This is a genomic window from Streptomyces sp. NPDC030991 (genome assembly GCF_055571235.1).
In genome coordinates, this window is the sequence record NZ_JBVIFR010000029.1 from 53,094 (window position 1) to 65,409 (window position 12,316).

Consider the following 12,316-nt stretch of genomic DNA (forward strand, 5'->3'; position numbering starts at 1 on the left):
GGAGGACCGATCCGTATCCGCCGCGCGTACTCCCCAAGGTGGAGGCGCGTGCTCCCCCTGCGCATAGCCTTCCGGCGTGGAGAACGTACGAGAGGGCGAGGGAACCGGGTGGCGTGAGGCCACGGAAGAGGCGCTGTACGGCCCGCAGGGCTTCTATCGCAGAGCGGAGGGGCCCGCGGGTCACTTCCGTACGTCGGTGCACGCGTCCGCGCTGTTCGCGGGGGCTGTGGCCACGCTGCTGTGCCAGGTCGACGCGGCGCTCGGGGAGCCGGCCGAGCTGACGTTCGTCGACATGGGAGCGGGGCGCGGCGAGTTGATCACCGGGGTCCTGCGGGAGCTGCCGGAGAGCGTGGCCGCACGCGTGCGTGCCTGTGCGGTGGAGAAGGCCGGCCGTCCCGCTGGCCTGGACCACCGGATCGAATGGCGGTCCGAGCCGCCGCCTGGCATCCTCGGCCTCCTCTTCGCCAACGAATGGCTCGACAACGTGCCCCTGGACGTCGTCGAGGTGGACGCGGACGGCACGCCCCGGCGGGTGCTCGTACGGGAGGACGGCGCGGAGAGCCTCGATACGGCTCCCCTCGGCGACGGGTCGCGGCAGTGGCTGGACACCTGGTGGCCGCAGACCGCGGAGCCGGGGCTGCGCGCCGAGGTCGGGCAGCCCCGCGACGAGGCGTGGGCCGCGGCCGTACGCACCCTGGAGCGCGGTCTCGCGGTCGCCGTGGACTACGCCCACACGCGCGGGGCGCGCCCGCCCTTCGGCACGCTCACCGGTTTCCGGGACGGCCGCGAGACCGCGCCGGTGCCGGACGGCTCCTGCGACATCACGGCACATGTGGCCCTGGACGCCTGCGCGGTGACTCCGGGGGCCCGCGTCGTCGCACAGCGCTCCGCCCTGCGGGCCCTGGGGGTCACCGCCGGGCGCCCCCCGCTGACACTCGCCTCCCAGGACCCGCCGGCGTACGTCCGGGCGCTCACCGGGGCGGGAGAGGCCGCGGAGTTGACGGCCCGCGGCGGGCTCGGGGACTTCGGCTGGCTGGTCGAGCCGGTCGCCGTGGACCCGCGCGGCCTGCTCGGGGGCCTGCTCGGCGACGGCCCACCTGTCGGCGGCCCACCTTTCGATGGCCTACCTGTCGACGGCCTACTTGTCGATGTCGCCGACCACGAAGAACAGTGAGCCGAGGATCGCCACCATGTCGGCGACCAGCGTCCCCGGGAGCAGCTCGGCCAGCGCCTGGATGTTGTTGTACGAGGCGGAGCGCAACTTGAGGCGGTACGGCGTCTTCTCGCCCTTGCTGACGAGGTAGTAGCCGTTGATGCCGAGCGGGTTCTCCGTCCACGCGTACGTGTGGCCCTCGGGCGCCTTGAGGACCTTCGGGAGGCGCTGGTTGACCGGGCCGGGCGGCAGTTCGGCGAGCCGGTCGAGGCAGGCGTCGGCGAGGTCGAGGGCGATGTGCGACTGCTCCAGGAGGCACTCGAAGCGCGCCAGGCAGTCGCCCTCCTGCCGCGTGACGACCTTCAAGGTGTCCTGGAGCTCCCCGTAGGCGAGGTACGGCTCGTCGCGCCGCAGGTCGAAGTCGACGCCGGAGGCGCGGGCGATCGGACCGCTCACCCCGTAGGCGTGCGCGGCCTCCGCGGAGAGGACACCGACCCCGCGCGTGCGGCCACGGAAGATCTCGTTGCCGAGGACGAGCCGGTCGTAGACGTCCATCCGGGAGCGCACGGATGCGACGGCCTCACGCGCGCGTCCCGTCCAGCCGAGCGGCAGATCCTCCTTGAGGCCGCCGACCCGGTTGAACATGTAGTGCATGCGCCCGCCGGAGACCTCCTCCATCACGTTCTGGAGCTCCTCGCGCTCCCGGAAAGCGTGGAAGACCGGAGTGATTCCGCCCAGTTCGAGTGGGTACGAACCCAGGAACATCAGATGGTTCAGCACCCGGTTCAGTTCGGCGAGCAGGGTGCGCAACCAGACGGCCCGCTCGGGAACCTCCATGCCCAGCATCCGCTCGACCGCGAGCACGACCCCCAGCTCGTTCGAGAAGGCGGAGAGCCAGTCGTGGCGGTTGGCGAGCATCACGATCTGCCGGTAGTCACGCGCCTCGAACAGCTTCTCCGCCCCGCGGTGCATGTAGCCGATGACCGGCTCCGCGTGCTGGATGCGCTCGCCGTCGAGCACGAGACGCAGGCGCAGCACTCCGTGGGTGGAAGGGTGCTGCGGACCGATGTTGAGCACCATGTCGGTGCTCTCCGCGGCACCACCGATGCCGACCGTGGCCTGAGTCGTGGGCGTCATGCCGACAGTCTCTCCTACATAGGGTGGTCGTATGGAAACGGGGACGACGGGGGCCACAGGGCCCATGGACGGCACCGACGCGCGGTCGGGGGACGGGCCGGTGTGGACGGGGCTGCCACCCGGTCTGCTGAAGGTGCGCCGCCTGCTGCTGGTGCTGTGGCTGGTACCGCCGGCGGTGGCGGCCGGGGTGCTGTTGACGCTCTTCGCGGGGCCAACCTGGGCGGCCTTCGCCCTGCTGCCGCTGGCCGTGCTCGGGTGGGGCTGGCCGATGCTGGGCCGCAACTGGCGCTCGTGGCGCTACGCCGAGCGGGCCGACGACCTGCTCATCAGCCGCGGTGTCCTGTGGCGTGAGGAAACGATCGTGCCGTACGGGCGCATGCAGCTGGTCGAGGTGACCTCGGGTCCGCTGGAGCGGAAGTTCGGCCTGGCCAGCCTCCAGCTGCACACCGCGGCCGCCGCCACCGACGCGACCATCCCCGGGCTGGTCCCGGCCGAGGCGGAACGGCTGCGCGACCGCCTCACCGAACTCGGCGAGGCCCGATCGGCGGGCCTGTGACGGCCTCCCGCGCCTCCGAGGACGCCACGGCCGCGGAGGCCGCCGACACCGTACGAGAGCGGCGCCTGCACCCTGTCACGCCGCTGCGCCGCGCCTGGGCGCCGATAGCCGTGCTGCTCGGCTGGGCCGTCCACGACATGGACCAGGCACAGCGCCAGCTGGCCCACCTCACCACCACGACCCTGGCCATCGGCCTCGCCGTCCTGGTCCCGGCCGCCGCCCTGTACGGCTTCCTCACCTGGTGGTTCACCCACTTCGCGGTGACCGACACCGAACTGCGCATCCGCACGGGCCTGTTGTTCCGCCGCACCGCCCACATCCGGCTCGACCGCATTCAGGCCGTCGACGTCACCCAGCCGCTGCTGGCCCGCATCGCGGGTGTGGCCAAGCTGAAACTCGACGTAGTGGGCGCCGAGAAGAAGGACGAGCTGTCCTACCTGGGCGAGAAGGAAGCACGCGACCTACGGGCCGAACTCCTCGCCCGCGCGGCAGGGTTCGCCCCCGAATCGGCGCGCGAAGTGGGCGAGGCTCCGGCGCGCCGGCTCCTGCACACGCCCCCGCGCATGCTCGCGGTGTCGCTGCTCCTGACGGGCGCGCCCTGGGCGATGCTGCTGGCCGCGATCGTCGTACCGACCTTCCTGTGGTTCGCCACCCACAACCTGTGGACAGTGATCGCGGTCGGGGTGCCGCTGGCCGGCGGGGCGTTCACCAACAGCGCGGGCCGGTTCATCAAGGAGTACGACTGGACGGTCGGGGAGTCCCAGGACGGGCTGCGCATCGACCACGGGCTGCTCGACCAGGTGCACGAGACGGTGCCGCCGGGCCGCGTGCAGACCGTGTGCGTCGTCGAGCCGCTGCTGTGGCGGCGTCGCGGCTGGGTCCGCGTCGAACTGCACGTCGCGGGCTCCGCCAACTCCGTCCTGGTCCCTGTCGCCCCGCGCGGACACGCCGAGGACGTCATCGCCCGGATCCTGCCGGGCGTCGAGGTGCCCAAGCCGGGCGACTTCACCCCGGCGTCCCGGCGCGGCCGCTGGTGCGTACCGGTCTGGTGGCGGGCCTACGGAGTCGCCGTCACGGAGACGGCGTTCGCCGCGCGCCAGGGTCTTCTGCGGCGCCGGCTCTCACTGGTCCCGCACGCCAAGGTCCAGAGCGTGCGCCTCACGCAGGGCCCCTGGGAGCGGGTCTGGCGCGTCGCCGGACTGCACCTCGACACCGGGGCCAACAAGACGGTGACGGCCCGTCTGCGGGACGCCCAGGAGGCCGCGGAGCTGTTGCGGGAACAGGCGGACCGGTCACGGACCGGGCGGCGGGAAGCGCGGCCGGACCGCTGGATGAGCAAGGTGCGGTGAGCGCTCCGCTCGCGGGGCGCCGTGAGCGGAGTGTTTGGCGCGACTCCGCGCGCAGAGTGCCGTGTGCGGCCTGTGCGCACAGCGCCGTGAACGATCCGTTCCGGAGTGCCGTGTGCGGCCCGCGAGCAGCGAAAAGGCGCCCTACGGCGAGTAGGGCGCCTCGTGCGCGGCGGCACAGTACGTACAGCGGAGACGTCAGCCGCAGTTCGTACAGCGGTCATACGTACAGCAGTGGTACGTACAGCGGCGGTACGTACAGCGGTGGTACGTACAGCGGCGGTACGTACAGCGGTGGGCCTGGCTCAGGCCCGCATCGCGGACCGCAGGCCGCCCACGTCGATCTGTTCGGTCTCGTCATGGGCGGTCAGGTCGATGACCTCCTGCTCGGCCAGCGCCTCTTCCCCGATGACGTCGGCCAGGTCCTCGTCCTGTTCCACGGCCTGCTTCACGGTCTGCCGAGCGGCGTGCTCCGCGTCCTGCTCCTCGGCGGAGCCGCTCGTGCCGAAGAAGTCGAAGCCGCCCTGGGGCACCTTGCGCGCGGGCGCCGCGGGCACCACCGACGCGGCGGCCGGCACGGTGAAGTGGCCGGACGCCGCGCGGGACTTCCCCTGCGAATCGCTCTCCTCGGCGACGCCGTGCGACTCGGGGCGCGCGATCCGGTCGAGCGCCGCGTTGGCCCGCAGATAGAGGGCCGCGGTGGCCCCGCCCGAGGGGGCGGACGGCGCCGCGGTCCGGCTCGGGGCCGGGGCCTGTGACGTGGCCCGTGCCGCCGGCGGCAGCGCCGCCCTGGTCGGGGCCGCGGCTTCTATCGCGAGCTGACGCCGGCCCTCCAGCGCACTGGCCCGCTCCGTCTCCGCGTTCGCGTACCGCCGCAACAGCGCCGCGTGTTCGTTGCGCAGTGCCGCCAGCTCGGACCGCTTCGCGCGCAGCTTGCCTTCGAGCTTGACGCGCAGCTCCCGCGACTCCTCGAGGTCGCCCTCCAGCTCCGCCACGGCCTCCTCGTGCCGCCAGCGCTCGCTCGCGGCACCCCGGGTCAGCTCGGCGACCTGCCTGCCCGCGAGCCGGTCCCAGCGGCGCATCACGCAGGCGCCGATCACCGCGGCCGCCGCGGCGGCCGCGGTGACGCAGCGCAGCACGAGCGGATCGTCGGACAGCCAGACGCCGCCCGCGCAGACGAGCGGTACGCCGGCGATCACCGATGGGGGCAGCAGGCGGTGCAGGGGTGGGGAATGACGGTGACGTCCACGTGGCATGGCCAGAAACTTACCGCGCGTAGGCGAATCGCGAAGCCCCGCCCGGCAAAATCCGGGCACAGGCGGCACAGAAACCCTCTTCCCCACTCCCGCGTCCACCCCTAACCAAGATCATTTACCGATGAGGCCCTTGGACTCCAGATAGTCCTTCGCGACATCCGCTTCCTTCTGGCGCTCGGCGTCGACCTTGCGGTTCAACTCGACGAGATCATCCGTCGTGAGCGCCTTCGTCAGCTTCCCGAGAACGTCCGATATCCCCTTGTCACCGGCGTCCTTCGCGTTCACCACCGGAATGATGTTGTCCGCGTTCTGCAGCTTCTTGTCGTCCTCGAGGAGAACGAGACCGAAGTTCTTCAGCGTCGCGTCGGTCGTGGTGGTCAGGACCAGCTGATCCGTGCCGTTCTTCACGGCCTGCTTGGACTGCGTGGTCCCGACGCCCTTCGGGTCGATGCCCGTGACGTCGATGCCGTACGTCTTCTTCAGACCCGGGGCGCAGAACGGCCGCTCCTCGCATTCGTCACCGGCAGCGATCTTGACCTTCTCGCCGGACTCGCCGAGATCGGTGAGCGTCTTGAGCTTGTGCTTCTTCGCGAAGCTCTCGCTCACCGCGAACGCGTTCTGGTCGACGGCCCCGCCGGCGTCCAGAACCTTCAGACCCTCCGGTTCGGCGAGCCCGCGCAGAGCCGTGACCGTGGCGTCGACATCGCTGGAGGCGACGGCCTTCGCGTCGGCGCCGTTCTTCTTCAGGTTGAGGAATTCTGCGAGCGTCGCCGCGTATTCGGGCACCACGTCGATGGCGCCCTTGGCGAGCTGCGGCTCATAGATCTCGCGGTTCTCGACCGTCTTGATCGACGCGTCGTACCCGGCGTCGGCCAATATCTGCCGGTACAGCTCACCGAGCACCTTGGCCTCGGTGAAACTGGCGGCGCCGACGACGATCTTGCCCTTCTTGCCACCACCGCCCGAGCTGCCCGAATCGTCCTTGCCCTCAAGGCTGTCGCCACCGCACGCGGTGAGTCCCGCGGTCAGTGCACCGACCGCCACGGCCGCCAGGGCCATTCGACGCGTCCTGCTGTTCATCGCTCTCCTAGTTGCACTGGTCGGTCGCACTGCCGGTATCCACGAACACTCACGCCCGCCCCCGCATGGGGTCGAGCACCCGCCCCACCGCCACGAACACGCCCTCCACCAGCAGCGCGAGGGTCGCCACCAGTACCGCGCCGGCGACCACCTGGGGCGTGTCCTGGAGGTTGAACCCGGCCGTGATGATCCGCCCGAGCCCGCCCTCACCGGCCATCGCGGCCAGCGTCGCCGTCGCGATCACCTGCACCGCCGCCGACCGCAGCCCGGTCATCACCAGCGGGTACGCCAGCGGAAGCTCGACCCGCGCGAAGACCTGCCGACCGCTCATGCCCATGCCGCGCGCGGCCTCCACCACCGAACGGTCGACCTCGTGCATCCCCACGTACGCGTTGGTCAGCAGCGGCGGCACCGCGAACAGCACCAGCGCGATCAGCGTCGGCACGTCACCGTGGCGGCCGAGCGGGGTGAGGGTCAGCAGGACGAGGACGGCCAGGGTCGGTACCGCGCGCCCCACGTTCGACACGTTGATCGCGAGGGCGCCGCCCTTGCCGATGTGTCCGAGCCAGAGCGCGAGCGGCAACGCGATCAGGCAGGCCACGCCGAGCGCGACCCCGCTGAAGTACAGGTGCTCGGCGAGGCGGTGCCACACCCCCTTCTCGCCCTGCCAGTTGCTCCCCGTGCTCAGCCAGTCGTAGGCACCCGATATCGCGTTCATGCCACCTTCTCCGGCTCCGCCGCGGCCGCGGTCCTACGTATTCGTGGCCCGCGCGAGGGGCGCCCGGACGCCGCCCGCGTCCACGGGGTCAACCAGCGCTGCACGCCGAGCAGCAGCAGGTCCGCGAGGATCGCTAGCACCACACAGAGCACCGACGCGGTGAGCACCTGTGCCTTGAAGTCACTGTCGAGGCCGTCGAGGATCAGCGTGCCGAGGCCGCCGTAGTCGACGATCGCGCCGACCGTCGTCAGCGCCACCGTGGAGACCGTGGCGATCCGCACCCCGGCCAGCAACGCCGGCAGAGCCAGCGGAAGCTCGACCTCCCACAGCAGCCGGAGCGGCCCGTATCCCATGCCGCGCGCGGCTTCTCTGGCCTCTTCGGGCACGGACTGGAGCCCCGCCAATATGTTCCGCACGAGAATCGTCAGGGAATACAGGACGAGGCCGGTGACCACCAGCGAGATCGACAGCCCGAACAGGGGCAGCAGCAGCGAGAACATCGCCAGCGAGGGAATGGAGTAGAAGACGGTCGTCAGACCGAGCACCGGACCCGCGAAAGCCCGCTTGTGCCGGGCGAGCAGCGCCAGCGGGAAGGCGATCAGGACGCCGATCAACACCGAGACCACGGTGATCCCCACATGCTGGACGGTCGCGTCGACCAATTCCTGGCTGCGGGTGCGCAGATACTCCCCGCACACCCAGTCATTGGCCACCAGGCAGTTCTGCTCGCTCACCCCGCCACCTCCCCCGGTCCCCGAACGTATGTCAGTCGTCCGCACCTGCGCACGGACATTTTCTGACTGTCGACGACCCTAGCGGCCGCCACTGACAATGGCCGATACCCGCCCCTCGCCCGCAACATTCCCTTCACATGACTGCCGTGCCGGGGCGTGCCCAACGGGGCCGCCTCGCGGCAGAATGGGGTCTCATGATCCGGTTCGAGCACGTCAGCAAGCGGTACGCGGACGGCACCACTGCCGTCGACGACTTGTCCTTCGAGGTGAACGAGGGCGAACTGGTCACGCTCGTCGGCCCGTCGGGCTGCGGCAAGACCACGACGATGAAAATGGTGAACCGGCTCATCGAACCCACCGAGGGCCGAATATTCCTCGACGGCGACGACATATCCGCCATCGACCCGGTCCAGCTGCGGCGGCGGATCGGATACGTGATCCAGCAGGTGGGCCTCTTCCCGCACAAGACGGTGCTGGACAACACCGCCACCGTGCCCCATCTGCTCGGCACCAAGCGCGCCAAGGCCCGCGAGCGCGCGGCCGAGCTGCTCGACCTGGTGGGCCTGGACCCGAAGACGTTCGGCGACCGCTACCCCGACCAGCTCTCCGGCGGCCAGCGCCAGCGGGTGGGCGTGGCCAGGGCGTTGGCGGCCGACCCGCCGGTGCTGCTGATGGACGAGCCGTTCGGCGCGGTCGACCCGGTGGTGCGCGGCCACCTCCAGACCGAGTTCCTGCGCCTCCAGCAGACGCTCGGCAAGACGGTCCTGTTCGTCACGCACGACATCGAGGAGGCCGTCCGTCTCGGCGACCGCATCGCCGTGTACGGGCAGGGCAGCATCGAGCAGTTCGACACCCCGTCGGCTGTTCTGGGCGCCCCCGCCACCGAGTACGTGGCCGACTTCGTCGGCGCCGACCGGGGCCTGAAACGCCTCTCCGTGACGCCCATCGAAGAGGGCGACCTGGAGCAGCCGCCCGTCGTCCACCTCGACGACCCGCTGCCCCGGGACCTCGACGCCCGGTGGGCCGTCGTCCTGGACCACGACAACAACCTGCACGGCTGGATCTCCGCCGAGCACACGCGCGCGGCCGCGGAAAAGGGCGGCGCGAAGGGCGGCACCGTACGCGATCACGCCCGCCGCATGGAGGCATGGCTGCCCGTGGGCGCCTCGCTCAAGCAGGCGTTCGCGACGATGCTCCAGCACGACGCGGGGTGGATCGCGGTCATCGACGCCCGCTCCGAGGGCCGCTTCCTGGGGGTCCTGACCCCGGCCAGGCTGCACGAGGCGCTGCGCCGCTCCACGGCCGCGGACGCCCGGGCCATCCCGCGCGCGGAGGTCGAACTGGAGACGGTGGCGCCTCTTCTCAAGTAGGGCGGGCCGACTCGGACGGTGGCCCTTCTTCTCAAGGAGGCCATTCAAGAAGGCGGCGTCCAGGAAGGCCGCCCAAGCGGGCGGTGCTCAAGCAGGCCGTTTTCCAGGTGGGTCGCTTCTCGTGCTCGTCGGAGTGAATTTCCGGCGGGGAGTGAACCGCGTTCCACCTCGTCCCGTCCTAGAGGGCGTAAGTCGCGGATGCCTGATTTGGCACCGTGTTCACGTTTCTCGCGGATCTACGGGAATGCGATGTTCGTCAGGACAGACACGGAAGGCCCGCGAGGGGTTCCGAGCCGGGTGAGGCGCCTGATGCGCGGCCCTCACCCGGAGGCCGTGCCCGGCCTGACCGCCCGGCTCTGCGTTCTGGTCGGGCTCCTGTGCATCGCGTCCGGCGTCCTCCCCCGCTTCGCGCACAGCGGGGTGCGTACTCTCGCCGAGGTGCTGCCGGGCCCGCTCGGGGCGTTCACCGCTGCCCTGGCTCTCGGCAGCGGGGTTCTGCTGCTCCTGCTCGCGCACGGCCTGCGGCACCGCAAGCGGCGGGCCTGGCGGGCGGCCGTGGTGCTGCTGCCCGTCGGTGCGTGCGCGCAGTTCGCGTACCGGCCCTCGCCCGCGGGCTTCGTCCTCTCCTCGCTGCTCCTGTGGCTGCTCAGCAGGGACCGCGGCCGGTTCGACGCACCGCCAGACCCGCGCAGCCGCTGGTGCGCGCTGACCAACTTCGTCCTCATGGGCGCGGGTTCGATCCTGCTCGGCCTGGCCGTCGTCAGCGCCCACCCCCACCAGCTCATCGGCAGCCCGAGCATGGCCGAGCGTCTGGAGCACGTCCTGTACGGCCTGTTCGGCGTCGCCGGGCCTCTCGACTACGCGGGACCCGCATCGCGCACGGTCGCGTGCTCGCTCGGCGCGCTCGGCATGGTCACCGTGCTCACCACGCTCTACTTCGCGCTCCGCCCCGAGCACCCGGCCGCGCGCGTCACCGAGGGAGTGGTCTTCTCGCCCAGCGGCAAGGCGGCTGTCCGGTACCGCGTGATCTCCGGTGTGATGCTCGCCGGGGGCGACCCCGCCGGGGACGTAGAGGCATGGCCCGGCGCGATCGAGCACTTCATGGACGAGGCGCGGGCCCACTCCTGGACGCCGGCCGTCGCGGGCTGCTCCGAGAGAGGCGCCGAGGTCTGGACCCGGGAGACCGGCCTCACCCCGCTCGAACCGGGCGACGGGACGCACGGCACGGGCCGGACCACCCCGGACCCCGCAGGAGAGGACCCGAGGCCGCTCGCCCGGCCCGGCCTGCCGGTGTACGCCCCGCGCTGAGACGCGCGGCCGGCGGAACAGGCCCCTCGGAGCCCGGGCCGGGCAGCGACCTCAGGAGGCGGCCGGGCACCACCGCCAGGCACGGCCGCGGGCACCGGCGCCCGCACCCCCCGAACCGGCTCTAGGCTGGACGTCATGAGCACGTCCCAGGTCCACCGCGGCCACGTAGCGCACCTCCCCGTCTGGGACCGTTGCGCGGTCATGGGCGTCGTCAATGTGACGCCCGACTCCTTCTCCGACGGTGGCCGCTGGTTCGACACCACCGCCGCGATCAAACACGGCCTGGACCTGGTCGGCGAGGGCGCCGACCTCGTGGACGTCGGCGGCGAGTCCACCCGCCCCGGCGCCACCCGCGTCGACGAGGACGAGGAGCTCAAGCGCGTCATCCCCGTCGTCCGCGGGCTCGCCGCCGAAGGCGTCACCGTCTCGGTCGACACGATGCGCGCCCACGTCGCCGAGCAGTCCCTCGCGGCGGGCGCGGCCCTGGTCAACGATGTCAGCGGCGGGCTCGCCGACCCGGCGATGGTCCCGGTCGTCGCCGCCGCGGGCGCCCCCTTCGTGGTGATGCACTGGCGCGGCTTCCTGGAGGGAGCCACCGTGCGGGGCACCTACCAGGACGTCGTGTCCGAGGTCGTGAGTGAGCTGCACGCGCGCGTGGAGGCCATCATCGAGGGCGGTGTCGCCCCCGACCACATCGTCGTCGACCCGGGCCTCGGCTTCTCCAAGGAGCCCGAGCACGACCTTGCCCTCCTCGCCCACCTCGAAGAGCTCCGCGCACTGGGCCACCCGATCCTGGTCGCTGCCTCCCGCAAGCGGTTCCTCGGCCACGTGCTCGCCGACGAGGAGGGCGCCCCGCCCCCCGCACGCGAGCGCGACGCCGCCACCGCCGCCGTCTCCGCGATCGCCGCGCACGCCGGCGCCTGGGCGGTGCGCGTCCACGAGGTCCGGGGCACCGCCGACGCGGTCCGGGTGGCCCGCGCCGTCGAGGGAGCCCTGTGACCAGCACAGAGACCCAGGCCGTCGACGATGCCAACCGCGCCTACTACGAGGCCATGGAGCGTGGTGACTTCGAGGAGCTGACGTCCCTGTGGCTGGCGCCCGAGGACGCCTCCTACGCCGAGGACGCGGACCCCGACGACGCGGAGGACACCTCCATCAGCTGCGTGCACCCCGGCTGGCCGGTGCTCACCGGACGCGGCGAGGTGCTGCGCTCGTACGCGCTGATCATGGCGAACACCGAGTACATCCAGTTCTTCCTGACCGATGTGCGGATCAGCGTCGTCGCCGACACCGCCCTGGTGACCTGCACGGAGAACATCCTCAGCGGGGGCCCGGCCCCGGAGGAGGGCGAGGAGCTCGGCCCGCTCGTCGGGCAGCGCGTCGTCGCCACCAACGTGTTCCGGCGCACTCGCGACGGCTGGAAACTCTGGTCGCACCACGCCTCACCGGTACTCGCCGACGCGGACGAGGAATCCGACACCGCCGACGACTCCGGTATCGACATCCCGGACCTCCCTGACCTCCCCGACAACCCGGGGGACGAGGGACCACTCGCCTGAGTGGGTATGGGCCCCTGGAGGGGCCGGAAATCCCCGGTACGGGGTTGGGCCCCTGACTCCCTGGGTATGGGCGGCTACCAGCCGAGGGCCGGTCTGTCC

The 12,316-nt window shown here is 71.5% G+C and carries 11 protein-coding genes and 1 pseudogene; 7 read left to right on the forward strand and 5 right to left on the reverse strand.

Annotated elements, in window-relative coordinates; genetic code table 11:
* Positions 1 to 76: 76 nt before the first annotated feature.
* Positions 77 to 1,174: an SAM-dependent methyltransferase gene (locus ACZ45E_RS35655; protein ID WP_468229384.1), complete on the forward strand. Its 1,098-nt coding sequence runs from the start codon at positions 77 to 79 to the stop codon at positions 1,172 to 1,174.
* Here the strand turns inward: ACZ45E_RS35655 and ACZ45E_RS35660 are convergent.
* Positions 1,139 to 2,290, reverse strand: coding sequence for an NADH-quinone oxidoreductase subunit D (locus ACZ45E_RS35660; protein WP_468229387.1), 1,152 nt, complete (start codon positions 2,288 to 2,290; stop codon positions 1,139 to 1,141). The genes ACZ45E_RS35655 and ACZ45E_RS35660 overlap by 36 nt on opposite strands.
* Positions 2,291 to 2,321: 31 nt before the next feature.
* On the opposite strand from ACZ45E_RS35660, the gene ACZ45E_RS35665 reads away from it, so the two are divergent.
* Both ACZ45E_RS35665 and ACZ45E_RS35670 read left to right on the forward strand, forming a co-directional pair.
* On the forward strand, positions 2,322 to 2,846 hold the full coding sequence (locus ACZ45E_RS35665) for a PH domain-containing protein (protein WP_468229390.1): 525 nt from the start codon (positions 2,322 to 2,324) through the stop codon (positions 2,844 to 2,846).
* Positions 2,843 to 4,195: a PH domain-containing protein gene (locus tag ACZ45E_RS35670; protein WP_468229392.1), complete on the forward strand. Its 1,353-nt coding sequence runs from the start codon at positions 2,843 to 2,845 to the stop codon at positions 4,193 to 4,195. The genes ACZ45E_RS35665 and ACZ45E_RS35670 overlap by 4 nt, the downstream gene beginning before the upstream one ends.
* 302 nt (positions 4,196 to 4,497) lie before the next feature.
* Here the strand turns inward: ACZ45E_RS35670 and ACZ45E_RS35675 are convergent, their stop codons facing one another.
* The 4 genes from ACZ45E_RS35675 to ACZ45E_RS35690 form a co-directional block, all read right to left on the reverse strand.
* Positions 4,498 to 5,448 (reverse strand): hypothetical protein, encoded by a 951-nt coding sequence (locus tag ACZ45E_RS35675; protein ID WP_468229395.1) that lies wholly within the window; start codon positions 5,446 to 5,448, stop codon positions 4,498 to 4,500.
* A gap of 111 nt (positions 5,449 to 5,559) precedes the next feature.
* Positions 5,560 to 6,528, reverse strand: coding sequence for an ABC transporter substrate-binding protein (locus ACZ45E_RS35680; protein ID WP_468229398.1), 969 nt, complete (start codon positions 6,526 to 6,528; stop codon positions 5,560 to 5,562).
* A 49-nt stretch (positions 6,529 to 6,577) separates the two neighbouring features.
* Positions 6,578 to 7,246, reverse strand: a complete 669-nt coding sequence (locus tag ACZ45E_RS35685; protein WP_468229401.1) for an ABC transporter permease — start codon at positions 7,244 to 7,246, stop codon at positions 6,578 to 6,580.
* Positions 7,243 to 7,980, reverse strand: coding sequence for an ABC transporter permease (locus tag ACZ45E_RS35690; protein ID WP_468229404.1), 738 nt, complete (start codon positions 7,978 to 7,980; stop codon positions 7,243 to 7,245). Before ACZ45E_RS35690 ends, ACZ45E_RS35685 begins: the two co-directional genes overlap by 4 nt.
* A gap of 194 nt (positions 7,981 to 8,174) precedes the next feature.
* Between ACZ45E_RS35690 and ACZ45E_RS35695 the strand changes: the two genes are divergently transcribed.
* The 4 genes and pseudogenes from ACZ45E_RS35695 to ACZ45E_RS35710 all read left to right on the forward strand — a co-directional run bounded on the left by ACZ45E_RS35695 (position 8,175) and on the right by ACZ45E_RS35710 (position 12,217).
* Complete coding sequence (locus ACZ45E_RS35695) at positions 8,175 to 9,350, forward strand: ABC transporter ATP-binding protein (protein ID WP_468229407.1); 1,176 nt, start codon at positions 8,175 to 8,177, stop codon at positions 9,348 to 9,350.
* A gap of 249 nt (positions 9,351 to 9,599) precedes the next feature.
* A pseudogene (locus tag ACZ45E_RS35700) lies at positions 9,600 to 10,562 on the forward strand (phosphatidylglycerol lysyltransferase domain-containing protein); the annotation flags it as partial.
* A gap of 231 nt (positions 10,563 to 10,793) precedes the next feature.
* On the forward strand, positions 10,794 to 11,657 hold the full coding sequence (gene folP / locus ACZ45E_RS35705) for a dihydropteroate synthase (RefSeq protein ID WP_468229409.1): 864 nt from the start codon (positions 10,794 to 10,796) through the stop codon (positions 11,655 to 11,657).
* On the forward strand, positions 11,654 to 12,217 hold the full coding sequence (locus ACZ45E_RS35710; RefSeq protein ID WP_468229412.1) for a nuclear transport factor 2 family protein: 564 nt from the start codon (positions 11,654 to 11,656) through the stop codon (positions 12,215 to 12,217). Before folP ends, ACZ45E_RS35710 begins: the two co-directional genes overlap by 4 nt.
* Positions 12,218 to 12,316 lie beyond the last annotated feature (99 nt).

Excerpts from the sequence above, each read along its gene's own strand:
- ACZ45E_RS35685 (WP_468229401.1), bottom strand. The coding sequence starts at position 7,246 with ATGAACGCGATATCGGGTGCCTACGACTGGCTGAGCACGGGGAGCAAC.
- folP (WP_468229409.1), top strand. The coding sequence starts at position 10,794 with ATGAGCACGTCCCAGGTCCACCGCGGCCACGTAGCGCACCTCCCCGTC.
- ACZ45E_RS35665 (WP_468229390.1), top strand. The coding sequence starts at position 2,322 with ATGGAAACGGGGACGACGGGGGCCACAGGGCCCATGGACGGCACCGAC.
- ACZ45E_RS35675 (WP_468229395.1), bottom strand. The coding sequence starts at position 5,448 with ATGCCACGTGGACGTCACCGTCATTCCCCACCCCTGCACCGCCTGCTG.
- ACZ45E_RS35695 (WP_468229407.1), top strand. The coding sequence starts at position 8,175 with ATGATCCGGTTCGAGCACGTCAGCAAGCGGTACGCGGACGGCACCACT.
- ACZ45E_RS35680 (WP_468229398.1), bottom strand. The coding sequence starts at position 6,528 with ATGAACAGCAGGACGCGTCGAATGGCCCTGGCGGCCGTGGCGGTCGGT.
- ACZ45E_RS35660 (WP_468229387.1), bottom strand. The coding sequence starts at position 2,290 with ATGACGCCCACGACTCAGGCCACGGTCGGCATCGGTGGTGCCGCGGAG.